The sequence below is a fragment of the Arthrobacter sp. B055-34 genome, assembly GCF_059090425.1.
In genome coordinates, this window is the sequence record NZ_JBNHFQ010000001.1 from 271,374 (window position 1) to 295,423 (window position 24,050).

General features: G+C 63.8%; 24 protein-coding genes. 14 read left to right on the top strand and 10 right to left on the bottom strand.

The annotated features are described in order from the left end of the window. The first annotated feature begins 122 nt into the window (after window positions 1–122). The 4 genes from deoC (at window position 123) to AC5RWO_RS01160 (ending at window position 3,396) form a co-directional block, all read left to right on the top strand. The gene (gene deoC, locus AC5RWO_RS01145; protein ID WP_498728730.1) at window positions 123–794 is read left to right on the top strand and encodes a deoxyribose-phosphate aldolase; all 672 of its coding nucleotides are present in this window, start codon (window positions 123–125) and stop codon (window positions 792–794) included. 56 nt (window positions 795–850) lie between these two features. Then, complete coding sequence (locus tag AC5RWO_RS01150; RefSeq protein ID WP_498728732.1) at window positions 851–1,090, top strand: hypothetical protein; 240 nt, start codon at window positions 851–853, stop codon at window positions 1,088–1,090. A 295-nt stretch (window positions 1,091–1,385) separates the two neighbouring features. Further along, a complete protein-coding gene (nhaA, locus tag AC5RWO_RS01155) occupies window positions 1,386–2,732 on the top strand; it encodes a Na+/H+ antiporter NhaA (RefSeq protein WP_498728733.1) in 1,347 nt (448 codons plus the stop codon). A gap of 262 nt (window positions 2,733–2,994) precedes the next feature. Continuing rightward, window positions 2,995–3,396: a hypothetical protein gene (locus AC5RWO_RS01160; protein ID WP_498728734.1), complete on the top strand. Its 402-nt coding sequence runs from the start codon at window positions 2,995–2,997 to the stop codon at window positions 3,394–3,396. Between the two features lie 55 nt (window positions 3,397–3,451). Here AC5RWO_RS01160 and AC5RWO_RS01165 read toward each other — a convergent pair whose 3' ends face one another. After that, a complete protein-coding gene (locus AC5RWO_RS01165) occupies window positions 3,452–4,282 on the bottom strand; it encodes a response regulator transcription factor (protein WP_498728735.1) in 831 nt (276 codons plus the stop codon). A 213-nt stretch (window positions 4,283–4,495) separates the two neighbouring features. Between AC5RWO_RS01165 and AC5RWO_RS01170 the strand changes: the two genes are divergently transcribed. Beyond that, entirely contained in the window at window positions 4,496–6,214 is a 1,719-nt protein-coding gene (locus AC5RWO_RS01170; protein ID WP_498728737.1) for a sensor histidine kinase, read from the top strand. Window positions 6,215–6,264: 50 nt separating this feature from the next. Beyond that, window positions 6,265–6,903, top strand: coding sequence for a VanZ family protein (locus AC5RWO_RS01175; RefSeq protein ID WP_498728739.1), 639 nt, complete (start codon window positions 6,265–6,267; stop codon window positions 6,901–6,903). 23 nt (window positions 6,904–6,926) lie between these two features. Here the strand turns inward: AC5RWO_RS01175 and AC5RWO_RS01180 are convergent, their stop codons facing one another. From AC5RWO_RS01180 to AC5RWO_RS01190, 3 genes are all read right to left on the bottom strand, one after another. Beyond that, the gene (locus AC5RWO_RS01180) at window positions 6,927–8,453 is read right to left on the bottom strand and encodes a M28 family peptidase (protein ID WP_498728741.1); all 1,527 of its coding nucleotides are present in this window, start codon (window positions 8,451–8,453) and stop codon (window positions 6,927–6,929) included. Between the two features lie 205 nt (window positions 8,454–8,658). Then, window positions 8,659–9,696, bottom strand: coding sequence for a M20/M25/M40 family metallo-hydrolase (locus AC5RWO_RS01185; RefSeq protein WP_498728743.1), 1,038 nt, complete (start codon window positions 9,694–9,696; stop codon window positions 8,659–8,661). A gap of 40 nt (window positions 9,697–9,736) precedes the next feature. Beyond that, window positions 9,737–10,591, bottom strand: a complete 855-nt coding sequence (locus AC5RWO_RS01190; RefSeq protein ID WP_498728744.1) for a hypothetical protein — start codon at window positions 10,589–10,591, stop codon at window positions 9,737–9,739. Between the two features lie 282 nt (window positions 10,592–10,873). On the opposite strand from AC5RWO_RS01190, the gene AC5RWO_RS01195 reads away from it, so the two are divergent. Beyond that, the gene (locus AC5RWO_RS01195; RefSeq protein ID WP_498728745.1) at window positions 10,874–12,187 is read left to right on the top strand and encodes a UDP-glucose dehydrogenase family protein; all 1,314 of its coding nucleotides are present in this window, start codon (window positions 10,874–10,876) and stop codon (window positions 12,185–12,187) included. Between the two features lie 22 nt (window positions 12,188–12,209). Beyond that, entirely contained in the window at window positions 12,210–13,091 is an 882-nt protein-coding gene (locus AC5RWO_RS01200; RefSeq protein WP_498728747.1) for an HNH endonuclease, read from the top strand. Between the two features lie 9 nt (window positions 13,092–13,100). On the opposite strand, the gene AC5RWO_RS01205 is transcribed toward AC5RWO_RS01200, so the two are convergent. Beyond that, window positions 13,101–13,379, bottom strand: coding sequence for a DUF1707 domain-containing protein (locus tag AC5RWO_RS01205; protein ID WP_498728748.1), 279 nt, complete (start codon window positions 13,377–13,379; stop codon window positions 13,101–13,103). A gap of 282 nt (window positions 13,380–13,661) precedes the next feature. Between AC5RWO_RS01205 and AC5RWO_RS01210 the strand changes: the two genes are divergently transcribed. The 4 genes from AC5RWO_RS01210 to AC5RWO_RS01225 all read left to right on the top strand — a co-directional run bounded on the left by AC5RWO_RS01210 (window position 13,662) and on the right by AC5RWO_RS01225 (window position 16,896). After that, a complete protein-coding gene (locus AC5RWO_RS01210; RefSeq protein WP_498728750.1) occupies window positions 13,662–15,761 on the top strand; it encodes a M1 family aminopeptidase in 2,100 nt (699 codons plus the stop codon). A gap of 115 nt (window positions 15,762–15,876) precedes the next feature. Then, the gene (locus AC5RWO_RS01215; RefSeq protein WP_498728751.1) at window positions 15,877–16,086 is read left to right on the top strand and encodes a helix-turn-helix domain-containing protein; all 210 of its coding nucleotides are present in this window, start codon (window positions 15,877–15,879) and stop codon (window positions 16,084–16,086) included. Between the two features lie 74 nt (window positions 16,087–16,160). Next, window positions 16,161–16,661 (top strand): DUF2505 domain-containing protein, encoded by a 501-nt coding sequence (locus AC5RWO_RS01220; protein WP_498728753.1) that lies wholly within the window; start codon window positions 16,161–16,163, stop codon window positions 16,659–16,661. A gap of 13 nt (window positions 16,662–16,674) precedes the next feature. Further along, window positions 16,675–16,896, top strand: coding sequence for an SCO4848 family membrane protein (locus tag AC5RWO_RS01225; protein ID WP_498728754.1), 222 nt, complete (start codon window positions 16,675–16,677; stop codon window positions 16,894–16,896). 175 nt (window positions 16,897–17,071) lie between these two features. On the opposite strand, the gene AC5RWO_RS01230 is transcribed toward AC5RWO_RS01225, so the two are convergent. Together AC5RWO_RS01230 and AC5RWO_RS01235 are read right to left on the bottom strand one after the other, a co-directional pair. Beyond that, complete coding sequence (locus AC5RWO_RS01230; RefSeq protein WP_498728756.1) at window positions 17,072–17,731, bottom strand: TMEM175 family protein; 660 nt, start codon at window positions 17,729–17,731, stop codon at window positions 17,072–17,074. Between the two features lie 45 nt (window positions 17,732–17,776). Then, the gene (locus AC5RWO_RS01235; RefSeq protein WP_498728757.1) at window positions 17,777–19,036 is read right to left on the bottom strand and encodes a S8 family peptidase; all 1,260 of its coding nucleotides are present in this window, start codon (window positions 19,034–19,036) and stop codon (window positions 17,777–17,779) included. A gap of 384 nt (window positions 19,037–19,420) precedes the next feature. Between AC5RWO_RS01235 and AC5RWO_RS01240 the strand changes: the two genes are divergently transcribed. After that, complete coding sequence (locus AC5RWO_RS01240; RefSeq protein WP_498728758.1) at window positions 19,421–19,711, top strand: DUF1540 domain-containing protein; 291 nt, start codon at window positions 19,421–19,423, stop codon at window positions 19,709–19,711. A 420-nt stretch (window positions 19,712–20,131) separates the two neighbouring features. Continuing rightward, on the top strand, window positions 20,132–20,602 hold the full coding sequence (locus tag AC5RWO_RS01245) for a DUF4383 domain-containing protein (protein ID WP_498728759.1): 471 nt from the start codon (window positions 20,132–20,134) through the stop codon (window positions 20,600–20,602). 57 nt (window positions 20,603–20,659) lie between these two features. Here the strand turns inward: AC5RWO_RS01245 and AC5RWO_RS01250 are convergent, their stop codons facing one another. The 3 genes from AC5RWO_RS01250 to AC5RWO_RS01260 all read right to left on the bottom strand — a co-directional run bounded on the left by AC5RWO_RS01250 (window position 20,660) and on the right by AC5RWO_RS01260 (window position 23,939). Next, window positions 20,660–22,312 carry an LpqB family beta-propeller domain-containing protein gene (locus AC5RWO_RS01250; RefSeq protein ID WP_498728760.1) on the bottom strand — a complete coding sequence of 551 codons (1,653 nt, stop codon included), beginning with the start codon at window positions 22,310–22,312 and terminating at the stop codon, window positions 20,660–20,662. 288 nt (window positions 22,313–22,600) lie between these two features. Beyond that, on the bottom strand, window positions 22,601–23,449 hold the full coding sequence (locus AC5RWO_RS01255) for an LssY C-terminal domain-containing protein (RefSeq protein WP_498728761.1): 849 nt from the start codon (window positions 23,447–23,449) through the stop codon (window positions 22,601–22,603). A 7-nt stretch (window positions 23,450–23,456) separates the two neighbouring features. Then, the gene (locus tag AC5RWO_RS01260) at window positions 23,457–23,939 is read right to left on the bottom strand and encodes an SRPBCC family protein (RefSeq protein ID WP_498728762.1); all 483 of its coding nucleotides are present in this window, start codon (window positions 23,937–23,939) and stop codon (window positions 23,457–23,459) included. Window positions 23,940–24,050: the final 111 nt, after the last annotated feature.

Sequence of the window (24,050 nt, forward strand, 5' to 3'; positions counted from 1 at the left end):
CCTTTTTCGGCCTGCCGGCGGACCCATTCACCGCCATCGCGGACGACTCGCCGTGACCCATGCGGGGGCAGTGCTTCTATGCAAAGATGGGAACTCCAGAACAAGCCGTCGAAAGGGTGACTATGTCCGGGATCGCCTCCTACATTGACCACACGCTGCTCAAGCCGGACGCTTCCCGCGATGACATCCTTGCCGTGTGCAAGGAGGCCGTGGAGCACAAGTTCGCCTCGGTCTGCACCAACCCGCTCTGGACTGCCCTGGTGCACAACACGCTCAAGGGTTCCGGCGTAAAGACCTGTTCCGTTATCGGATTTCCGTTCGGAGCCACTCCCACAGATGTGAAGGTCTACGAGGCCCGCGGTGCCAACTTGGACGGCGCGGACGAAATCGACATGGTCATCAACATCGCCGCAGCCCGCGCCAATGACCGCAACTCGCTATACACGGACATCGCTGCCGTGGCCGATGCCGTTCACGCCGGCGGGGCGGCGCTGAAGGTCATTCTGGAAACACATTTCCTCACCGACGAACAAAAGACCCTGGTCTGCGAGGTCGCGGCCGAAGCGGGCGCGGATTTCGTGAAAACCTCCACCGGTTTCAGCGGCGGCGGGGCAACCGTTGAAGACATTGCCCTGATGCGCAAGGCGGTCGGTCCGAAGCTCGGGGTCAAGGCGTCCGGGGGCATCCGTTCGCTCGAGAACGCGCGTGCGATGCTCGAAGCGGGCGCCACGAGAATTGGAGCGAGCTCATCAGTGGCTATTGTTAACGGTGAGCAAGCTACTTCCGCATACTAATCCGCTCAATTTTGGGCACTTCTTTTAGCACGGCATTTACGAGGAGAATCAGTTCCATGGCAACCCCCAAGCAGCGTTCCCATTCCGGCGAAGGCCACCTGGTCAGCAACATCATCACCTTCGTCATCATGATGGTTCTCTTCGCCGGCGCCCTCCTCGCCTTTGGCTTGGAGCCGCAGATCGGCGCCATTCCCGCTTTCGGCATCGGGCTGCTGCTCTTTGCCCTCGCATTCTTCATCCCCAAGGAGATCCTTGGGCGCTCGGACTCGCACGAGGAACTCAACACTTCCCGCTAAGTCCAGGCTTCACAGCCCCACACACCTGGGCGCATAGCCTTTAGTTGCAGGAGAACTCCGGTGCTCGGCTCTGGCCGAAAACCCGGTGGCACCTGCAGCTAGGCTGTGCGCTCAGCTAGTTAACGCAAGTGAATTTACCCCGAAGCTCTGCCCTCTTCGGCTCCGTCGCGCGGTGTCCGGCTAAGGCAGTAACAGACGACGCACCTCACGCGCTGAGATGTAAACTTGCTCACGGTGTGACGGGAAGTCTGGTCGTCGAGTACGTCCGTGATGTCAAAAACCGTCTGGAGAACCAGTGACCAACTCCGCCCCCGGAAACGGCAAGAAGACCATTCTTAGCCGCGGCAGCTATCCGGAATACGTCCGGCTCAGTGATCTGATGCGCAAGGAAACCGTCGGCGGCATCATGCTGCTGATCGCCGCGGTAGCTGCCCTGATCTGGGCCAACTCCCCCGCCGCGGACAGCTACTTCGCCATCCGTGACTTCAAGATCGGCTACGAGCCCTGGCACCTGGACCTCAGCATCGGGAAGTGGGCCTCCGACGGCCTGCTGGCGATCTTCTTCTTCCTCACCGGCCTGGAGCTCAAGCGGGAGTTCGTTGCCGGCGACCTGCGCTCCCCCAGCCGGGCGGTCGTACCCATCGCCGCGGCATTCGGCGGCGTGGCAGTTCCGGCTCTCATCTACGTGATCATCAACCTCGCAGCCGGCCCCGAGGCACTGCGAGGCTGGGCTATTCCCACCGCTACCGATATCGCCTTCGCCGTCGCTGTCCTTGCGGTCATCAGCTCGCACCTGCCCAGCGCCCTGCGCATCTTTATCCTGACTCTCGCCGTCGTGGATGACCTGATTGCCATCGCGATCATCGCCTTCTTCTACACCGCCGAAGTCCACGTCCCGTTCCTGCTCCTGATGTTTGTCCCGCTGGCGCTGTTCGCATTCCTGACCCAGAAGTACGCAAAGTTCTTCGCCAAGAACCACATCGCCGCGTGGGTCATCCTGCTGCCGCTGGGCGTCATCACGTGGGCTCTGATGCACTCCTCCGGTGTTCACGCCACCGTCGCCGGCGTGCTGCTGGGCTTCATGGTGCCGGTGCTGCGCAGCAAAAAGGAGGGCGGCCCGGATGCCGGCCCCGGTCTGGCCGAGCAGCTGGAGCACCGCTTCCGCCCGCTCTCAACCGGCTTCGCGGTTCCCGTTTTTGCATTCTTCTCCGCCGGCGTCGCGTTGGGCGGCTGGGATGGGTTCGGCGCCTCCCTCACGGAGACCGTTGCCCTGGGTATCATCCTTGGCCTGTTCCTTGGCAAGCCCATCGGCATCATGATGACCACCTGGACCTTGACCAAACTCAGCAAGGCCAATCTGGACCCGACGCTTAAATGGATCGATGTTTTCGGCATCTCGATTCTCGCCGGCGTGGGCTTCACCGTCTCGCTGCTTGTCAACGACCTCAGCTTCGCCCTCGGCACGGAGCATCACGACCATGCGAAGGTTGCGGTTCTGACCGGCTCCCTGGTTTCCGCGCTGGCTGCCACCGTCATCCTGCGCGCCCGCAACAGTCACTACCGCAAGATCGAGGAAATCGAGACCGCAGACACTGACCAGGACGGCATCCCCGACGTGTTTGAGGGCGAGGGCCGCAGCTAACCCAGCGCGCTTTACTGTCGATGCCGCTGCCACCCCTGAGGATTGGGATCCGACCGTCCCTTTGTACTGGCAGCCGGGATTGTAGACCGGAAAATTTGCTCAAGATGCTGACGAACTTGCACGTCAGGCAATCTTGAGCCGATCTTGAGTCTTTTTTGCCCTGCATCCTGAGCATCGCAAGGCACGATGAATGTCGTAGCGAAGTTGAGGTCCAGGGATCAAGTGCGAGCGGTCAATTGACTGGCAGAAGGGCGGTAGCAATATGCCGAAAGTTGCGCCGCTAGTCTCTCTGGAAACGCTACGTCAGCTGGCGGCTGAGCTTGAGGATGAAGAGGCCTGCCGGGCATTCGTCCGGAGCTTCATCGGTATCTGGGACGAGCGACAAGTCCGTTTGTGCCAGGCTATCCGGGCTTCCGATGCGAAGGCTGCCATGGACGTTGTCCTGAGCGTGAAGGTTACCAGCGCGATGGCCGGCGCTGGCAGACTGTCCCAGTTGGCAGCGAACCTGCAGGCAATGCTCCTTCGTCTGGGCGAAGACATTATGACTTCCTGCACTTTGGACCTGTTGGAAGAAATCACGGCATGCGGTCGCGCCACCATGGCCCAGTTAGAACTGGACTACCTGGAACCACAGGCAGGTTGTCGGAGCAACGGCGGCAACTAATACTAATCCGGCAGATGGGCGGGCGATGCCAGACGCCCGAACACGGCGGGGTCGGTTAGCGGAGAGTCTTGGGGGCTAGCCGGTAACCGACTCCGCGAACGGTTTCCAACCAGCGCGGTTCGCGCGAATTATCGCCCAGCTTCCTGCGCAGATTACCGATATGGACTTCGATAGCGCGCATATCGGCGTCGCTGATAAACGAGCCAGTGTCATAGTCCTCGTAGCGGAGCCGACGGACAAGGTCCGTCTTCGTACGCACCACGCGCCCGCTTTCCATCAACGCGTGGAGCAGGTCGAACTCCGTGCGGGTCAGCTCAATCTCCTGGCCGTTGACCTCTGTGGTCCGCGTATGGTGGTTCAGCAGAAGCCCGTTGTGCAAGTATGTGCCGGGTTGGTTTCCATTGGCCGCCGATTCAGCCACGTGAGCCTGGCCGTTGCCTTCCGGCTGCCCTGATCCATTGGCCGGAGCGACTGGCACGGGGGCCTGCCCCACAGAAAGCGCACCCGTGTCGCCCATCCGCGGCCGCCGGAGCATGGCTGCGACGCGGGCCCGCAGTTCGCGCGGGCGGAACGGTTTGGTGATGTAGTCATCTGCGCCGGATTCCAGCCCCAGCAAAGTGTCCAGCTCTTCGGCGCGGGCGGTGAGCATGATGATGTAGCTATCGCTGAAGAGACGGATGCGGCGGGCTACTTCGAACCCGTCCATGTCCGGCAGGCCAAGATCCAGGGTGACGATGGACGGATCGTGTTTTTCGACGGCTTGTACGCCTTCTTCCCCGCTGGACGCAGCATAGACCTCGAAGCCCGACTGAACCAGAACAGCTTCGATGAGGTCCCGTATGTCGCGGTCATCTTCGACGATGACTGCTACCCGTGATGCTTCCAAAATCCCCCCGAACTTCTTGCCGGCACATCCATGATGCGCCTCGATGCAACAACTGTTCGTATTATACCTTTCACCTCGGACACTTTTTCCGGCGTAGCCGGGCTACCATGGCCGGAACGGGACAGGCCCACCTTTATACTGAATTTCCGGCGGGTAGAACAAGCTGTGCCGGGTATCAGTCTCATCTGCTGCAGGAACAGGAAACCGGGGAACATGTCCGCAGTCGTCAAAAACGCGCTGGCCATGATCGGCGTGCGGAAGCAGTTTCATGAGCTGAATCTGCGGCACCGGGTCTTCCTGAGCCAAATGCCGCTGGTGATTTCCGTGACCCTGGTGGCGCTGGTGGCGGCAATCTTCTTCCCGGCAACCCTTGACAACCTTGCTTTCCAAGCGGGGCTCATCATGCTGGCGGTTCTGACAGCGGCCAGCTTTCTGGTCCCCTGGGACCGACTGCCGTACCCCACCTACTGGGTCATCCCGCTACTGGATTTCGTTGTCGTAGCGGCGCTGAGGACAGGCGGGGCCGAGTCCCTGAGCGGGCTGAGCATGCTGGCGGTCTTCCCGGTGTTCTGGCTGGCATGGTCCGGCATAGCGCCAGTCGCCGCCAGAATCATCAGCTTCTTCGTACCCTTGCTGCTGGTCTGGATTCCCGTTCTGACCTCCGGTGAGCCGGTTACCGCAGCCGGGCTGGCCGATCCTTTCCTGATTCCCATCATCATGCTCGCCATCTGCGTCACGGCGTCGATATTCAGCCTGAGCGAGACGGACAAACAGTCAGTCCTTGAAGCCAAAGACCGCGAACTTCAGTCTGTCCTAGAAGAAACCAGGGACCGCTCCAGGCTCATGCAGACGATGATGGACACGGTCGGCGTCGGTCTGGTTGCCGTGGACAAGGACGGGCACGACATCCTGATGAACCGGCGCCAAGTGCAGAACCACATGCTGGCGGCTCCCTCAGGAAATACTGATCCCAATGAAGGCCAGCTGCATGTGTACAAACCGGACCGCACCTCACCGATCCCGCCGGATGAGCGGCCGGTTCTGCGGGCCGTGCGCGGGGAGACCTTCTCCGACGAATTGGTCTGGATCGGCGAGGGCAAGCAGCAACGGGCCATGTCCATCTCCGCCAGATCCATGCGGGACGACGACGGCGCCTTCGCCGGTTCTGTAGTTGCCTTCAGCGATGTCACGGATCTGGTGAACGCCCTGGCTGCCAAAGACGATTTCGTGGCCAGCGTGTCGCACGAGCTGCGCACACCGCTGACCTCAATCATCGGCTACCTCGATCTGGCACTGGAGGAGACCCAGCTGAAGGATCCGGACGGCTCCATGGCCGTATCCCTGCGCGTGGCGCTGCGCAATGCCGAGCGGCTGCTCCAGCTGGTCTCGGACCTGCTCACCACCGCCTCCGGCCCGGCCAAGATCGAGCAACGCAACGCCGATCTGGCCGACGTCATCGCATCCTGCCTGGCTTCGGCAACACCTCGGGCGGAGGAATCCGGCGTCGTGCTGGTCAATGAGAGCCCCGGCGATCTTGAGGCGTTCATTGACCATGACCGAATGTGCCAGGTGATGGACAATCTGCTCTCCAATGCCATCAAGTACTCCCCCGCTGGCGGCCGCGTTACCGTCCGGGCATGGCAGGCAGCGGACAGTGTCGGCTTCGAGGTGGAGGACCACGGCATGGGCATCGCGGAAGAAGACCTGGGCGGGGTCTTCACCAAATTCTTCCGCACCCCCACGGTCCGCCGCGCGGCCATCCCCGGAGTTGGCCTTGGCCTGGTGATCACCAAGGCAATCGTGGAAGCGCACGGCGGCGCAATCAACTTCACGAGCGAGCTTGGCAAGGGCACCACCTTCAGGGTCCTGCTTCCGGCCGACGGCCGGAACCGGATCCGTCCCACGGAGGCGACGTCGGCGGACAGGGTTTGATGCGGCACACGTTAGGGACCAAACTGGGGACGTGGGCAGCGAAGTTGGGCATGCAGGGTAAGGAGTTCGGGACGAAACTGGCACCGCTGGCGGCACGATTGAAGTCCGCAGTGCAGGCGATGCGCCGGTCGCGGCCCCGGGCCAGGCTAGAGTCCTGGTTCCGGCGAACGCACGATGCCAAAAACGGTGCCCGGCTGCTGACCGTACCTGCCGGTGGGCGGCGCGGGCATCTGCCCGGCTTCCTGCTGATCGGCTACCTGTTGACGGTGGCCTTGGTAGTCCTGTGGCCAACGCCGGTGGACCGCGATGCGAGCGGCACGATCCTGCAGGTGCTGGCGAAGCTGCATGCCTTCGGTGCGCCGGACTGGATCGATTACAACTTCGTCGAGACCAGCGCCAACATTGTGATGTTCGTGCCGATCGGCCTGCTCGGCGGGACCCTCCTGCGCGCGGGCTACCGCTGGATCGCCGTGCCCGCTGCCTTCGCCGTCTCCTTCCTGATCGAACTGGTCCAGGACACGTTCCTGCCCGGCCGGTTCGGGACCATGCAGGATGTGCTGGCCAACACCCATGGCTCGGCGCTGGGCCTCGTGGTCCTGTATGCGTTCCTGGAATACCGCCGTGTGGCCAAAGAGGGCGCCGCCGCCGAACATCCGGAACAGATGAACGACGGCGGCGCTAACCGGTAGCTGTAACGCCGGTTTGTATTGGGCTACTTCTGTGCGGAGTGGCCCTTGAACTTCATGTCAGCAACACCGCTGTTGGAGCCGCCCTTGGCCGTGCCGTTGACTGCGGACGTGGTCTCGGCAAAGGTGAGCGAGGCATGCGCGACGGCGTCGGACATCTGATCGAGCGCCTCCATGCTCACATTTTCGATATCGTCGCAGGCCTGGTGGTAGCAGGGGTCATAGGCTTCCCCCTCCGTACCGCCAAAGACAGCAGCCTCTTCTTTTGTTTTGACTCCTTCGGCTCCAGTGAACAAGCCACCTGCCGGAATGCCGTTTGCGATGAAGGCAGCATAATCGGAGCGGCCGCTGAAGGCCGTCGGTGCTGAGGCCAGCCCCTGAGAGGCGAAGTAGTCGTTAAAGACATGTTCAATGTGGGCCGATCCGTTCGGGCCGACCTGGCCGAAAGCATCGCCGTCGCCGTCGTATACAAAACGCACGAAGTTTGGCGAGCCAACCATGTCGAAGTTCAGGTTGAGGGCGTGCTGCTTGATCTCCTCCTTGCTCAACTGTGAGACGTAGTGGGTGGAGCCGATCAGCCCGCTTTCCTCTGCTCCCCAGAACGCAAAGCGCACGCGGTTGCGCGGCCCGTCATCGTCCAGCTCAGCCATCTGGATGGCTGTCTCCAGGATGGCGGCGCTGCCGGAGCCGTTGTCGTTGATGCCGGGGCCTTCGGCCACGCTGTCCAGATGGGCGCCGACCACCACGGTGCGGTCCGCCCGACCGGCGGTATCCGCCAGGATATTGAACGTGGTGGACTGCTTGACTTCGGCATCCACCTTGACGCGTGCCGTTGTCACCGGATCCGCGGCCAGAGCCTGGCCCACAGCGTAAGTGGCACCGACCGTCGGGATCGTAACGGCTTCTCCCAAGGTTCCGTTCAGAAGCCCTGTCCGGTCGTCCCCATTGCCCTGGTTGAAGATTATGGCTGCCGAAGCACCTGCATCCGCAGCGAGCTGCGCCTTTACCCCGAAGGTGCAAGTGCCCCGCTGGATCAGTGCGATATTCCCGGCGGTGAAGCCTTCGAAGTCTGCGGCTTCGCAACCGCTGGTCGAGGCCGCCGGATCGGTGAAGTTAACATCCACCGCTGTTACCGCGGCCTCAATTTCGCCGGCACCCGAGTACTCCATGGTCGTAAAGTCGGTTCCGTTGACGTAGGTCTTCTCCGTCGGCGAGACCTGGGCCAGCTCCGAGGGCGTGTGTTCGATGAACTGCTGGTAGTCGAAGTACTGGCGCTGCGGATCGTAGCCGGCATCCTCCAGTTGGGACTCGATGTACTCCGCCGTTGCCTCGTAGCCCTCCGTTCCGGCCGCACGGTTCCCGCCGTTGTTGGTGGCCACTTTCTGGAGTTGTTCAAGGTGGTTCAAGATGCTCTCAGCAGTAACGGCTTCACGCAGCTTTTCCGTGTCCGTTCCGTTGTCCGCGTTGGCGGGCAGTCCGGCGCTGAGTGCCAAAGCGACGACGGCGGTTATCGCCCCGGCACGCTTATTGCGACGATGATTCATTTTCGTCATTCCCCTGATTTCGGTTGAATGTCGCCCGGCATGGCCCCCAACACCGGTCGTGTGGCTGACGTTAGTCGAGGGATTCTCGGGCCGGAAGAGCGCACAACCAGTTAGCCCTTCGCGGAGGCAAAATTGCCATCAGGGGTTGACAAAACCTCTTGTCAGATTCGGGAATTGAGGCCGCTAAGGAGGGTGCCGCCCAGGCTCAGCCCGCTCAATCCTCCACAGGCGTGGCCGTGGCGAAGGCTATGGTGGCGTGTGCCAGGGCGTCAGCCATTTCCTCCAGCAGGTCCGTGTCCACGTTCTCGATCGTGTCGCAGGACTGGTGGTAGCAGCTGTCGTAATCCACTCCCGCCTCGCCGCCGAAGTCCTGGGCTTCGGACCGGCTCTTGGTGCCCGCGTCGCCGGTGAAGAGCCCCCCGGAGGGAATCCCGGCTTTGAGGAAGGCCGCGTAGTCGGAGTCGTCGTCCAGGAACGGAGTGGGCAGCACCTCCAGCCCGCGGTCGGCAAAATAGTCGACGAAAACGTCCTCGATCTCATCCGAACCATTGGGGGCGTTGTCGCCGAAAGTTGAGCCGTCGCCGTCGTGCACAAGTCGTACGCCGTTGGGCGAGGCCACCATGTCCAGGTTCAGGTAGACCGCATGCTGCCCGGTCTCGCTGCCGCTGAGTTCGTCCACGTAATGCTGCGATCCGTACAGCCCCTCCTCCTCGCCGCCCCAGAACGCGAATCGCACCTTGTTGGTCGGCTCGATCCCGAAATCCGCCATCCGCAGTGCCGTTTCGAGGATGGCGCCCACCCCGCTGGCGTTGTCGTTGATGCCGGGCCCGCGGCGCACCGAATCCAGATGCCCGCCCACCACAATGATGTGCTCGTCGCTGCCGCTGGTTTCCGCGAGGACGTTGAAGGTCTCGACCTTCTCGCCGCCACCGCCGCCGTCGTCGTGGTCGTCGTGGTCGTTCTCGTAAGTGAAATGCTGGCGCACAGGGTTGTAACCGGCCGCGCGCAGCTGCTCCTCGACATATCGGGCGGATTCCTCGTAGCCGGAACTGCCGGCGGCCCGGTGGCCGCCGTTGGCATTGGCTACGTCCTGCAGCGCCTCGAGGTGGTCCATGATGTCCCGGGCGTTGACGGCCTCGCGCAGCGCCGGTGTCGGCGCTGTGCGTGGGAACCAACGGCGGCGGAGAGGCGGAACAACCTGCAAGAACAACGACGGCGGCGGCGGCCACCGCGGCAAGACTTGCCCGGGCACCTCTATGCATTTTCATGGATGTTCCCCCTTGCGTTGAAACTTAGCGCATCTCCACGACCGGTGGAAGTACTTTCCGCGTCACGCTTAGGCACAGCCAGAAGCAGACCGCGTAAGCGACCAGAACCGACGCGGAGACAAGCGACGGCAGCGAGAAATCGGCCCCGACCGAGGCCTCCAGCAGCACCCCGCCGAGCAGCAGGAACAACCCGCCGGCCGCCGTCAGCGCTCCGGGCGCCAGCACGCTGGCAATCAGGACCACGGCAACGCCGGCGATCGCCCAAATCCAGCGGTCCCCGGGCAGCCCCAGCGTCCCCAAGCCAGTGGGCCCGAGGCAGAAGGTCAGCAACACCAGGGCGGCATACGTGCACATGCCCACGTCCAGGATGGAACCGTGGCTGCCCATCTTGTGCAGCGTATTGGGCAGCACCGCGATGAACGCAGCGGCCAGCAGCGCAATGTAGGCCGCGGTCCAGAACGGGCGCGGCAACCCGGCTGCGGAGGACTGCGCCGCCAGCTCAAAGTAGGCGGTGGTCGCGTAGAACACCGCCGCCGCCGCGATGATGAACTCGATGAAAGACCGGACAAGGTGCAGGCTGCCCGACCGCGCGGGCCGCTGCCGGACAAAGCTGCAGAACAGGCCGTAGGCAGCGCCCGCCGCCAGGCCTGCCCCGATCAGCTCTGGAGTCCCGCCGCTGGTAAGCCCGGCGAACAGGGCCGCTGCCATGACGCCGGTGAAAAAAGTGGACCGCAGCATCGCGGGATCAGTCTTCAGCAACCGCGGCGGTTTGCGCTGCAGCGCGAAAAACAGGAACACCAAGGCAAGACAGAGCACGCCGACCAGGACCGTTCCATTGTCCGCAGCGGCTTGAACGCGTGCGCTCATGAATCCGGTCATGGCAGCACCTGCTGTTCTGCACGGCTGGTTGTTCGGTAGTTCTGTCCAGATTGATGGATGGCGTTTCGGACGCGAAAAAGTACAGACATATGAGTTCCCCAACTCCCCAATAATCGCCCATCGCGTGCCCGTCCCCAGATGGCACAAGCGTTTAGGCTTGTGCACACCCTAATGTATGAACCTCAAGGTCCCCTCAAGTTCAGTGGCGTTTTAATCTTCTCTTCATGTTTGCGGGATACTGTCAATAGGGTTTTCCAAGAAAGTCTCGTTCAAAGGATCTGTATGCGTATCTCCGTCATTGGCTGTGGTTACTTAGGCGCCGTCCACGCAGCTTCCATGGCCAAGCTCGGTCATGAAGTTGTTGGCATCGATGTGGACCAGCGCAAGATCACCGAGCTCCAGGCCGGCCGCGCACCCTTCTTCGAGCCCGGCCTGCCGGAACTGCTGACCGAGGTCCAGGAGACCGGCCGGCTGAAGTTCAGCACCTCCATGGCCGACGCCGAAGGCGCCCAGGTCCACTTCGTCTGCGTCGGCACCCCGCAGCGCAAAGGCGAATACGCCGCGGACCTGACCTACGTCGACTCCGCGTTCTACGAACTCATCCCCTACCTGCACGACGGCGACATCGCCGTCGGCAAATCCACCGTCCCCGTCGGCACCGCCGCCCGCCTGGCCGACATGGTCGCCGCCAAGGCCCCCGGCGCCGTCCTCGCCTGGAACCCCGAGTTCCTGCGCGAAGGCCACGCCGTGAAAGACACCCTCACCCCGGACCGCTTCGTCTACGGCGTCCCCGCCGGCGAACGGGGTGCCCGCGCCACCGCCGCCCTGGACGAGGTCTACGCCACCCCGCTGTCCAACGACACCCCGCGCCTCGTGGTCGACTACGCCACCGCCGAACTGGTCAAGACCGCCGCGAACTCCTTCCTGGCCACGAAGATCTCCTTCATCAACGCCATGGCCGAGGTCTGCGAAGCCGCCGGCGCCGACGTCACCGCCCTCGCCGACGCGATCGGCATGGACGACCGGATCGGCCGCAAGTTCCTCAACGCCGGCGTCGGCTTCGGCGGCGGCTGCCTGCCCAAGGACATCCGCGCCTTCATGGCCCGCGCCGGCGAACTCGGCGCCGACCAGGCCCTGACCTTCCTGCGCGAAGTGGACGCGATCAACATGCGCCGCCGCTCCCGCGTGGTCGAGCTGACCCGCGAACTCGTAGGCGGCTCCCTGATCGGCAAACGCATCACCGTTCTGGGCGCCGCATTCAAACCCGAGTCCGACGACGTCCGCGACTCCCCCGCACTCAGCGTCGCCCAGCAACTCCAACTGCAGGGCGCCACCATCACGGTCACCGACCCCGAAGCGCTGCCCAACGCCAAGGGCCGCTTCCCCGAACTGTCCTACGAACCGGACACCAAGACCGCGCTGGCCAAGGCCCACGCCCTGGTACTCCTGACCGAATGGAAGGAATACCGCGAACTGGACCCCGCCGCCGTCGCAAATCTCGTGGACGACAAGAACATCCTCGACGGCCGCAACGTCCTCGACCCCGCCACCTGGCGCGACGCCGGCTGGACCTACAAGGGCATCGGCCGCCCCTGACCCCACGGCCGAGGAGGAACCCATGAACGCGATCGTCCTCGGCTGGGATCCTGCCGATTGGGATGCGTGGCAACCGGCCTTCCCCGAGGTGGTGGAGCTTGTCGCCGAATCCGGCGGGTTCCGGACCAGATGGATCGTCGGCTCGGCATCGGAGCTTGCCCCGGGCACCGAGGTCTGGCTGCTGCTCACGGGCGGGAAGCACCGGGGTCTGATCGGCCACGGCGCGGTGGGACCGGACAGTGTCTCCGCGCCCCGGTCCGTGGGATTGGAATCAGGCTCCGCCGTCGACGTCGTTTTCGACGCCCTCCTGCGCCAGGGTGAACATGTCCCCTACGACGAGCTGGCCAGCCGCGTTCCCGGCGTGCCGTGGGACCTGATCCGTGGCTGGGGCGAGATTATCCCGCCCGCCGAACTTCCCGCACTGCGGGACGTCTGGGCCGATTACGCCGGGCCGTCGCAGTTTGAGTTGACGCTGCCCGTGCCGGGTGCGCTTCCCGGTGAGGCCCTGCTGACGGTTTCCGCCAACCGATACGAAGTCAGCCCGCAGGCGAGAACGGCCTGCATCCGCCACCACGGATCCAGCTGCGCGGCCTGCGGTTTCAATTTCGAAGCGGCCTACGGCGGGCTCGGCAAAGACTACATCCAGGTCCACCACATCGTTCCGGCCGCCGAACAGGGTGCGGACTATCAGCTGGATCCGCTGACCGATCTGGTGCCGCTCTGCGCCAACTGCCACGCGATGGCTCACCAGCGCACGCCCGTCCCCTACTCCCCCGCAGAACTGAGGCGCTTGATGGCCGCGCCGCAGCACGTTGCCGGTTCAGTGCTGAGCCCCGAGGAAGAAGCGGCCCAGCGGGATGCCGCCCGGCTGCTGCAGATCAAGGGCACCGGGAACCGGGACTGACCGGACCTGCTACACGTTGCTGGTTTCGCCGAGGACGCGCAGCCGCTCCTGGTACTCGTCCAGCGTGATCTGGCCGTGGGCCAGCCTCTGGTCCAGGATCTGCCGTGCCACGCTTCGGGGCGGCGGTGCATGATGCGTTGTTGCCGGGGTCAGCAGGAACGGATCCTGCCCGCCGCGGGTGGCGGTCACAAAGGCCCGCACCACCATGACTGCCAGCAGTACCACGACCATCAGCAGCACCAGGCCGAACAGCCAGGCTCCTCCGACTAAGACCCATTCTGCACTCATTGCGATGCATCTCCCTCGACGCGGAAGCAACCTTGCCGTAGAGCCGCGGGCAATGTCGCCTCTGAACGGTGTTCCTTATAGCCAGATTACCCATCTCCGACGTGGAGTTACAGGGGTGCGAGTGGCACCGCAACGTAAACGTTGCAACATAACTTTTTCCCAAGCACCGGGACGAAGAATGGCACCGGAGTGCAGTAACAGCTGCACCGATCGTATTCATTGACACCACTTGCAGGAGCAGCGCAAGGTAGAGACACCGACTGCGCTGTTTCAGGGGGCAGCATGAGCAACAGATCCTGGTCAGGCACGGAACCAACCGGCCCGGCAGTATGGCGCAGGACCGGTATCGCGGTGGCCGTTGCGGCATCGTTGGCCGCGGGCCTGGCTGTCCTGCCCGGAACCGCCGCCCTTGCGGCCCCTGATCCACGGTTGTTCGAATCCCAGCCCGGCGCGGCAAGCGTGGGCGATAAGTACTTCCCGCAGGCCGGTAACGGCGGCTACGACGTCAAGCACTACCAATTGGATCTGTCCTACCATCCGCCCACGGACAAGCTCGACGGCGTTGCCACCATCAGCGCCCGTGCCGCCCAGGATCTTTCCTCCTTCAACCTGGACCTGCGTGGACTCTCGGTGGATTCCGTCGAGGTCAACGGTCTCTCTGCCTACTGGTCCGTTCCGGAGGACGGCGAGTTGAAAGTCCGGTCACCGCTAAACATCCGCGAGGGCGACAAGTTCACCGTGGTCGTCAAGTACTCGGGCGTGCCCAAGACCATCAAGGTGCCCGGCTTGGCCGGCTTCATCCACACCGCAACCGGCGCCACGGTCACCGGCCACCCGCTGACCGCGCCCACCTGGTTCCCGTCCAACAACCACCCGCGGGACAAGGCCACCTACACCTACAACATCTCCGTGCCGGACGGCTGGGAAGCCCTCGCCAACGGCGCGCTGAAGGGCAAGAAGTCCAAGAGCGGCCGGACCACGTGGACGTGGGAAGCCAAGGAACAACTGCCGGCGTACCTGGCCTCGATGAGTGTAGGCGAGTTCGAGATCGATTCCTACGCCAAGGACGGCGTCGATTACTGGGACGCGCTGGATCCGGAACTGAAATCCGTCATCACCCCGCGCAACGGCAACGGCCTGGCCTGGTCCCACACCTCGGACTCCTCCTACAAACGGCTCAGCCGCACCATCAGCATTCCCAACGACGGCGCCGAGCTGTCCTTCTGGCTCGAACGCGACACGGAACCGGGCTGGGACTTCGCGTTCGTGGAGGCCCGCACCGCCGGCGCCGAGGACTGGACCACGCTCAAGGACACCACCGGCCATGCCACCGACGACACCGGCCTGGCCTGCCCCGCCTGGCACGAGGTGCACCCGTTCCTCAAGCATTACCAAACCGACGACGGCGAGGGCGGCTGCACGGCCGAAGGCACCTCGGGCAAGTGGTGGGCTGCCAGCGGCACCAGCGATGGCTGGGAGAAATGGGAGTTCGACCTGTCCGCCTACAGGGGCACGGACGTGGAGCTCTCCATCACCTACGCCAGCGACATCAACGGCCAGCGCGACGGCGTGCTGATCGAGGACATCATTGTCTCCACCGGCGAGGGCACCACGTCGTTTGAGAACGACCGCAACCGCGACCGCCTGGAGGGCTGGACCATTCCCGGTGCGCCGGAGGGCAGCCCCGGTAACGAAGATGACTGGGAAGCCGGCGTTTCCACCCCGGTCTCCATCGGCGCCAGGGTGGAAAAGGGACTGGCGCGCCAGCCCGAAATCATCGGTTTCCTGGCCGACAATTTCGGTGACTATCCCGCAGAGGCGGCTGGCGGCGTCGTTAGTGGAATTGACGGTCTCGGTTTCGCCTTGGAGAGCCAGAGCCGGCCGACCTACTCCGAAGACTGGTTCTATGATCCGGCCAGCGCCGACTCGATGATGGTGCACGAGCTGGCGCACCAGTGGTTCGGCGGCAGCCTGTCGCTCGCCTCGTGGCGGGATGCCTGGCTGGCGGACGGTTTCGCCACCTACGCGCAGTGGCTGTGGAACGAGGAGCAGGACCTCGGCAAGGCCCAGGATGCGTTCGAATTCTACGGCGGCATTACGGCCGACGATCCCTTCTGGGACCTGCGCATTTCGGATCCGGGAGCGGAGCGGGTCTTCGACGCCTCCGTGCAGGCCCGCGGCGCGATGGTGCTGCACGCACTGCGCGAGGAGCTCGGCGATGACACGTTCTTCGGCCTGCTCAAGAGCTGGAGCACGGGGAAAGCCGGCAAGGTCGTCTCGACGAAGCAGTTCATCCAGTTTGCCGAGCAATACTCGGGGCAGGATCTGACGGAGCTGTTCGACACCTGGCTCTTCACTCCGGGGAAGCCCGGCGCCCTGTGACGCGATCAGGTAACGGCGGGCCACCCGCGGTATCGAAACGACAACACCAGCGTGTTTCCGCCACCCACGCCACGGCCGAGGCCTACAGTGGCTTTACCTTTCCTGGGGAGGAAAAATGTCACGTGAACAGAATCTGGACATCGGCAACTTCCTGACAGTTTCGGACGTCGCAGCCCGGCTCAATGTCAGCAAGATGACCGTGTACCGCCTGGTGCATTCCGGCGAGATGCCAGCCGTGCACATCGGCCACTCGTTCCGGATCAACGAGACGGCGGTCGCGGACTATCTGGCGGAGGCCGCGGTGGAGGCGGATCCGTCGAGCTGACGCGGGGGCGCCGCATCCGTACAAGACAGTAGGATGGACTCTGATCCCAACCGACCGATCTTTGGAGTCCACCTATGGCCTTGAGCGCCTCCACCAACCTGTCCCACCCCGTTGCCCAGGTCACCGAGACCTTTGTCAGCGCGGACTTCCTCCGCCACATCAGCGAGATGGTCGGCGGCAGCCTGGTCTCCGTGGAGCAGGAGGGCGACGTCGATGGTCCCTTCACCCTGACTGTGGTCCGGAACATTCCCACCACCCGGCTCCCGGACATTGCACGCAAGATGCTGGGCGAGTTCCTGAACGTGACGCAGACCGAGCAGTGGCAGGCCCCGGAGGCCGATGGCTCCCGTACCGTCAACGTCGGCGTCAAGATCGCCGGTGCGCCGGTTGACGTGGCGGCCGTGCAGAAGCTGGTTTCCGAGGGCGGTTCCACCCGCGTGGATCTAGAAGGCGAAGTTTCCTCCGGCATCCCGTTCCTCGGCGGCAAGATCGCTTCGGCGGCCGAGCCCATGCTGGGCAAGGCGCTGAGGATCCAGGCGGAGCAGGCCGAAGCCTGGATCGCCGGCCGGGCATAGGGGCTTACCGACTGTGAACGTACCTGCTGCCCTGGCCTGGATCCTGGTCTTCGCCGGCTTCTGGAGCGTCATCGCCTGGGTGCCGTTCCTGCTCCAAGTCTGGAAGGACCCGCGGTCCAAGGACGACAAGGGCAATATGACCAGTTACCTCAACACGCGGTTTATGCTGATCACCACGTCGATGATCCTCGGGATTGCCACGCTGGTGATCGGTTTCCGGCTGATGGCGGGCTAGCTTCAGTCGCTGGCGGCTAGCTTCAGCCCGCTGGCGGGCTAGCTTCTGCCCTCTCCGCCGTGGTTTTTTCGCGACATCGTCCCTGCCGCACCAGATCGTCCCTCCCACGAGGTGTCTGTACCGGCAGGGACGATCTCGCGTTTTCAAGGGGCGGGTTGCGTTTGCAAGGGGCGGGTTATGGGGACTCAGCCCCTTTCCGGCCAATTCTCCGGGTGATCACCACGGCGGGGATGATGAGCAGCCACATATACATGGCGGCATCCGTGTGGAAGAACGCCACCGGGATGCTCAGCACGAAAACCAGCGGCACCGGCAGGATGGACCAGAACACGTACCGGTACATGGCCCGGTCCACGTCCTTGGTCATCAACTGTGCCCGCCACGCATGCATCCAGATCAGGTTCAGCATCACGAAGACAGCCGCCGTCACGCTCGCGTAGAGCACTGCGGGCCACGGCGAAATTTCCCCGCCATAGTTGCTCAGGAAACTGGTAGGCATCGGCAGGACCGCAATGAAGAACAGCAGCAGCAGGTTCAGCCACTGCAGACGGGCGTCGTAGCGCCGGATGACAATGAATTTCCGGTGGTGGTTCATCCACGCAGTGCTGATCACGGCGAAGCTCACGGCATAGGCAAAGAACTCCAGCATCGCCGCCAGCAGGGCAGCGCCCAGATGCTCCTGGTCCAGCCCTTCGGGAATGATGATCTCCAGGACCAACAGCGTCATGGCAATGGCAAAGACGGCGTCGCTGAAAAAGACGAGCCGCTCGAGCGAGGCACCGGAGCCGAAGAGCCTCCGATGCCGTTCCCGCAATCCCTCGTGGCGCTCCGGCACTCCCTCCTGCCCGGCGCCGGCGCCCTCCGTCAAAGCCGGACTAGGTTAGAACAGCGAACCGCGGATGAGGTGGCCGTAGTAGATCGAGCCCGGCCGCTGGGGATCCCCCTCGTAGCCGTGGTCCGAGTTGTCGTTGTTGTACTGCTCGGTCGCCTCCACAAAGCTGTCCACCACATCCGCCACGGATCCGGTGCAGGTGCCCTGGTTCAGGCAAAGCGCCACGGTTCCGGCCACTGCAGGCGAGGCGAAGCTGGTGCCGTGAGGGGAGGCTGTTCCACCGCCGCGGGCTGTCGTTTCAACGCAGACGCCCGGTCCCGCGACGGTGTGCTCCTGGTCGTCGCCCTGTGTGGCGAAGTTGGAGAAGCTCGCGGGCCTGTCGTCGTTGGCGTAGGCACTCACGTCCTGGCCCAGGCACACCGGCGATGCCTCTCCGCCGGGCCTTCCGTCGAAGTCGCCGATCGCCGTCGCGGTCAGCACCTCGTCGTAGGCGGCAGGAACCACGCCGGCCACATCGGTCGCGCCATTGCCGGCCGCCACCACGTAAGTCACGCCGGCTTCCACCGAACGGCAGATCGCCGCATGCATGGGGTCCCCGCTCTGGCTGCCGCAGGCGCCGTCGTCGGTCCCGGGTCCGGCGATGCTCACGTTGGCGACCGCGATGTCGTTGTCCGCATTGTTATCGGTCCGCGTCCCGGTCACCCAGTCATACGCACAGATCAGGCTGGACTCCGAGATTGTCCCGGCGTCGCTCAGCACCCGCACGGACCAGATCGGTGCGCCGGGAGCCATGCCCACCACGCCAAGATCATTGTCGCGGGCCGCCGCCACACCGGCCACCGACGTTCCGTGGCCCATCACGTCCACGGGCGCCGGTACGTTTACCGCGGAGCCGCTGCTGCAGTCGACGCCGCCGCGGACGTTGAGGTCCGGATGCGTAGCATCCACGCCGGTGTCGATGACGGCAATGTTCACGTCGACGGAACCCGCTCCGTCACCGGCTTTGGCGCTGGACTGATCGGCCCCGGTGCGCGTCACGCTGACCGGCGTCTTCTGCGCTGCCAAGGTGAATTGCCGGTCCAGGGCGACATACGCCACCGCCGGATCATTGCCCAGTTGCTCGGCGTTGGTCGCGGTCATGCTCGCGGCGTAGCCGGAGATGGCCTCGCTGTACGTCGAGGTTTCGTCGACGTCGAATTCCTCCTGATGGTCCGCCGCGATGTCCTCTACATCGGCAGCGGAGTCCTTTAGCACGACGATGTAGTCGTCTTCGGTCTCGGCCAGTGCCGGCGATCCGAGAAAAGCCATTCCGGCCGTAGCGGTTGCTGATGCAGCCACAATGGCTAGCAAACGGCGTGCTGCTGGATGCAGACTCCCCATGATTTCCTCCGAAGCAGGTTCGATCCCAATATCCCCAAAATCGATATGCGGCCACCTGCCCCAAGCGCTTCACCATATCGTTATAAACCCCTTTGGAATCACAGTATGGACCTCGGAGGAAGAAGCGTCCATAGCTGAGGCAAAATCATGTGCCGCATTACGAAACCGCCAGTAATCGGGCCCTAATTCCTCCAGTTTGTTCGGGCAGCGGGAAATAGGGCATTAAATCAGCACTAATTATTCAGCTCCATCCGGGCTTACCGTGGAAAGAGGTGTCGTCCGTCCCGGACGACCTGACATGGAGGTTCTGTCGTGACTGTTACCACCAGTGTTGCCGACTGCAGCGTGACCCGCTGCGGGTTCAATGATCATGAAGGCTGTACCGCGGTTGCCATTACCGTTGGCGGGGGCGAGGACCACGCCGAGTGTGCAACCTTTGTAGACATCGGAAAGCATGGCGGCTTGCCCAAGGTCCTCGCCCAAGTGGGTGCCTGCCAGCGGGCGGAGTGCGTCCACAACGACCATCTGCTCTGCAACGCATCCGAAGTCCACGTCGGCCCCGGCGCGGACAACGCGGACTGTCTGACCTACTCACACAAGTAGTAGCGAGCCCGCCCGATCACGGGCTTCCGGCACCGCAACGCTCATAGCCTTGCCCTTGCGCTGGAGCGGTTCTCCGACCGCTCCAGCGCATTGTCGTGCCGAAAATCAGCGGACGATCACGATTCCGCCCGGGAAACGATGCATCGGAAGCCTGCGCGGCGGATGGAGTCACAGGTGGATAACATGCGTTGCAGCCGCTCTGCGCCGTCCGTAACGTGAAAAAACAGGGCATTAAAAGACGGCCGGCCCGGGATGGAGGAATCCGCCACAACATGCTGCCGAACCCGCCCGATACTGACGTGCCGACGAGGAGGCACCATGACAGGTGAAGTCGGAACCGGCCGGGTAAACAACGGATAGTGGGGCTGGTCAACAGACAGAAGCACGGCCTTGCCGGTCGCCATCCGAGGGGAGAAGGAAATGGTCAACATCAACAAACCGCGTCCGGACGAGCGGCGGGCCCACGCAACGCCGGTGCAGAAAACCGCGCGGATCGTCGCGATAGTCCTGGGCCTCTTGGGAATCCTTGGCTTCATCCCGGGCATTACCACCGAGTACGGCCAGCTGGAGGTAACAGGTATCGGCACCGATGCCCTCCTCTTCGGGCTGGTGCCGGTCACCATTACGCACAATGTTCTGCTGCTGCTGTTCGCTGCCGGCATTTTTGCTTCTGCCCAGCGCAGCGCCGGTGCTGCTAAAGCCACCCTGATCGGGCTGGGGTTGTTCAATGTCGCTTGCGCGGCCTACGGACTCATCAATGTCAGGTACGGGTCTACCTTGTGGGTGCCCGCGGGCGAAGGGGACAACTGGTTCCATCTGGTGCTCGGCGCGCTGCTGATCGGTCTCGGCCTGATCAGAGGTCCGAAGAACCTGGACCGCGAAAGGCCGTGATTCCGGCGCCCTTGAGCGTGGGCAGCTGCCCCTGGCCCTGACGCTGGCCGCTCCCGCTTAGCCGGGGAAGGCCGGATCCAGGACCACCGGGGGTGGCTGCGCCGCCCAGCTGTGTCCCACGCGCGAGTAGACCGCATCGGAGGTCTGGAGGAAGATGTCGTCCGGCCCGTTCCCTGCACTGATTTCTGCCATGCCGTCCAGCTCCCCCAGTTCCTCGGAGCTGCCGTCGAGCCGGAGCATGGCTGTCTCGCTTCCGCCGGAGTCCAGGACCGCTACGGTAGTCTCGTCTGCCCAGGCTGCGCTGTCGGCGGCGACGGGGGAACGCAGTTCGTTAGCCTCGCCCAGCCGGAGCGGGGCTCCGTCCCCGTCCCGGACGATGCCCGCCACCAGTACCTTGCTGTCCCCGCCCTCCTGCGTGATCAGCAGGGCACGGGTTCCGTCGCGCGAAATCCTCAAGTCCGTCACTTCCGCACCTGCCAGCCACTCCGCAGCAACAGGCACCGCAGGCCCGCCGCTCCGGTCCAGCGGAACCGCCGACACCGTGCCGCCGTGACCGGAGGCGGTCCAGACCCAGCCGAACGGCCCGATGCTCGGACCGGTCAGTTCCGTGCTGGCAACCACGTTCTTTACTGTTCCGTCCGCACCGATTGTGAACAGTCCACCGTCGCCGAGGAAGGCTGCTTCGTCCCCGTAGGGAGCCAGCGCCGGTTCGCGCGGATGCAGCTGCGCAACCTCCGGCAGCTGCGTCTCCGGCACGACAGCCGATCCTTCATAGAAGACCAGCTCGCCGTCGCGCACGGCAATCTGCCTGCTGCCGACCGCCGGATCCTTCACCGCCGGTTCGAATCCGGACGCGGCCCGGTCGCCGATTTCAACATCACGCTGGCCCACCGACATCCTGATGCTGCTCACCGTGTTCAGCGGACCAAGGGTCAGTTCCAGTTGCTGCTGCATCCGCTGCCGGTCCAGGAAGGTCGTGCCGTCAAGGGCATCAGACGTCAGGTCCACGCCGGCCACACCCGATTCGACCGGCACCGCTTGTTGCGCGAGCCGGGTGCCTTCGGGGAAGGCGCTCACCACGGCCTCGGCTAAGTACGGCGCGGGACCTTCGAGCATCAACGTTGCCAGGCTCGCCGCGACTCCCTGGCGGCTGGCTAGCCACCGGATGTCGGGTACCGCATAGCTGTAGGTGGGGTCGAAGAAATACGCGGTATACCCCTCGAACAGCGAGGGGAAGTCCGAGGCGGAGACCATCGTCCCGTGCGGAATACCGGAAATGCGCCACTGGCCGTCCACCTGTTCGAGCTGCACGGGCACGGAACGCGTGGTGCCGGGATCCGCGATTACCCTGATGCCGCTTGCGTCGATGACGGAGGCAACCTCGAAGTTCAGGACATAAGCGTTCTCCCCGGCCGCCTTGGTGATCTTCACCCCGCCGTCGTAGACCAGCGTCCGCTCGGTGGGCCACCATGCGCCCGCGAGCTTCGGGGCGAGGAATTGCCGGGCCGTACCGTAATCATCCTGGGTCGCGGTACCCGCCAGCAGGAAGCCTTCGATGACCTGCTCCGGTCCGGCACCAGGTTCGGGTCCCGGCGGATTGAACGTGTACTCCCCGACCGGAGCCCCTTCGGTCGGCGGTTCGACCTTATCCACCGGCCCCATTTCCGGAATGGAAGAACATCCCGCGAGGGCCAGTCCAAACAGCAACACGGCAGCCAGTGTCCTGAACGCTGAACGCAAAACGATAGGGTCCTTCCAACAACGACGTCGGCCGCTCGCCTTGGCAGCGGAAGCTCACCTTCCACGCGGGTAATCGTCCGGCAGTGGCCGGTCATCACCCTAGGCGGTCAAACTTCGGGCGCGCTCCATACATGCTGGGAGGCGGCTGTGCGCCTGCACCGTTCTTTCGACAGATTCGTCTGGCCGCTCAGCGCCGTCGGCACTGTGGTCGAATTCGAGCAGGAGCTGGTTGTCGTCGCCGACGAGGTCCAGGAAACCTTAGCCAGTCAAGGTGATGATGGGCAGGTCGCCGTCCGTTTCGATGGCATCTCCTCCGCCGTTCCTGCTGTGGTACCCGGTGGAGAAGTGCCTGACTGTGTGGACGGCGGCACCGGCTGATTGCAGCGCGGACGTAATCAGATCCCGCTCGTTGTCCGTGTTCTCTGCGATCTTATGGGTGATCTGGAAGGTGAACAGGGACAGCCCCACCCGGCGGTCGAATGTGGCTGCGCCCACCAGATCAACCTTGAAGCCGCCGGGCAGCCGCCATCCCGGCGGACAGTTCCAGAACCGGACATGGTGGCGTTCCGCCGGGCTGCCTGCTACCTCCCGTTCAAACACCAGCGTTTGCTTGTGCCCGAAAACAAACAACGGGCTGACGGGTGCAGCGGGATAGCTGCGCCGCAACAGGGAGGCCCGGACAATATGCCAGCCCGTTCGCCAGGTCAGCGGATCCGCTTCCGGCCACCCGGCGGACAGCATGGCGGTCCGTAGCTGCGTGGCAGTGCCGATGACCGCTAGGTTCACCGGATCACCGAGCAAGCCGTCCGCGGTGCGTGTCCGGCCGATGAAATAGCTGGGCACGTAGATCCTCGTCAGTAACCGGTTCAGTCGTGGCAACAGCACGTAAGCCGCCAGCACCCAGATGGGCAGGAACAGCCAAAACCGGCGCCCGCCGTCGTCAATTTCCTCAAGCAGCAGTTCGTAAACAGCCCATCCTGCCAGCGCAGTGGTGAGGAAAAAGAACGACCGCTGCAGCCAGAGCAGGGCAGTTGCCTCTATCCGGCGGTACCAGCGCAGGTCTGAAATCAGGTGGTTCGGTTCCCGGTCCCCGCCCTGCGTATTCATCGTCCGGTCAGCGCGGCTGGCCTTCGACCAGTGCCTTGAGCCGCTGGAGGCTTTGGGCCATGCCTGCGTGCATGACCGCCCGCCGGTTCTTGTTTTCCTTGCTGCCGGACTCGATGATCCACCAGCCGATCCGCGTGATCGGACGCACCACTTCGTAGAATTCGGTCACCCGGGTTCCTGATCCTTCCGGCTCGAACCGGTAGCGCCAGACCAGGGTCCCGGCGAACGGTTCGGTCCGGGCGAACGCGAACTCCCGGCCCGGCTCCGCCGTGGTGATCACCGGCTTATTGTGCCAACTGGCCCGGCCGACGGTGTTGCGGGCCTTGAACCTCGCACCGACCTCGGCCCCTGAAGCGCCGTCAAGCCAGACGCATTCGGCCACCTCCGGGCTGTATTCAGGTGTCCTGGTGACGTCCGCGACGATGGCGTACACGGCCTCGGGCGCAGCGTCGATATAGGTGGTGAGCTCGTCCCGGTCCAGGGTCTGCACAGCAAAGCTCCTCCATTGAACTTCCGCACCCCGGACGGGGCACTAGTGAAGTTCAGCATCCGCCTGCCGGGCGGTGCGGTCAAGGATTCCGGCAGCACAAAGCGGCGGCCC

Excerpts from the sequence above, each read along its gene's own strand:
- deoC (WP_498728730.1), top strand. The coding sequence starts at position 123 with ATGTCCGGGATCGCCTCCTACATTGACCACACGCTGCTCAAGCCGGAC.
- AC5RWO_RS01150 (WP_498728732.1), top strand. The coding sequence starts at position 851 with ATGGCAACCCCCAAGCAGCGTTCCCATTCCGGCGAAGGCCACCTGGTC.
- AC5RWO_RS01160 (WP_498728734.1), top strand. The coding sequence starts at position 2,995 with ATGCCGAAAGTTGCGCCGCTAGTCTCTCTGGAAACGCTACGTCAGCTG.
- AC5RWO_RS01170 (WP_498728737.1), top strand. The coding sequence starts at position 4,496 with ATGTCCGCAGTCGTCAAAAACGCGCTGGCCATGATCGGCGTGCGGAAG.
- AC5RWO_RS01175 (WP_498728739.1), top strand. The coding sequence starts at position 6,265 with ATGCAGGGTAAGGAGTTCGGGACGAAACTGGCACCGCTGGCGGCACGA.
- AC5RWO_RS01180 (WP_498728741.1), bottom strand. The coding sequence starts at position 8,453 with ATGACGAAAATGAATCATCGTCGCAATAAGCGTGCCGGGGCGATAACC.
- AC5RWO_RS01190 (WP_498728744.1), bottom strand. The coding sequence starts at position 10,591 with ATGACCGGATTCATGAGCGCACGCGTTCAAGCCGCTGCGGACAATGGA.
- AC5RWO_RS01195 (WP_498728745.1), top strand. The coding sequence starts at position 10,874 with ATGCGTATCTCCGTCATTGGCTGTGGTTACTTAGGCGCCGTCCACGCA.
- AC5RWO_RS01200 (WP_498728747.1), top strand. The coding sequence starts at position 12,210 with ATGAACGCGATCGTCCTCGGCTGGGATCCTGCCGATTGGGATGCGTGG.
- AC5RWO_RS01205 (WP_498728748.1), bottom strand. The coding sequence starts at position 13,379 with ATGAGTGCAGAATGGGTCTTAGTCGGAGGAGCCTGGCTGTTCGGCCTG.
- AC5RWO_RS01210 (WP_498728750.1), top strand. The coding sequence starts at position 13,662 with ATGAGCAACAGATCCTGGTCAGGCACGGAACCAACCGGCCCGGCAGTA.
- AC5RWO_RS01215 (WP_498728751.1), top strand. The coding sequence starts at position 15,877 with ATGTCACGTGAACAGAATCTGGACATCGGCAACTTCCTGACAGTTTCG.
- AC5RWO_RS01220 (WP_498728753.1), top strand. The coding sequence starts at position 16,161 with ATGGCCTTGAGCGCCTCCACCAACCTGTCCCACCCCGTTGCCCAGGTC.
- AC5RWO_RS01235 (WP_498728757.1), bottom strand. The coding sequence starts at position 19,036 with ATGGCTTTTCTCGGATCGCCGGCACTGGCCGAGACCGAAGACGACTAC.
- AC5RWO_RS01245 (WP_498728759.1), top strand. The coding sequence starts at position 20,132 with ATGGTCAACATCAACAAACCGCGTCCGGACGAGCGGCGGGCCCACGCA.
- AC5RWO_RS01255 (WP_498728761.1), bottom strand. The coding sequence starts at position 23,449 with ATGAATACGCAGGGCGGGGACCGGGAACCGAACCACCTGATTTCAGAC.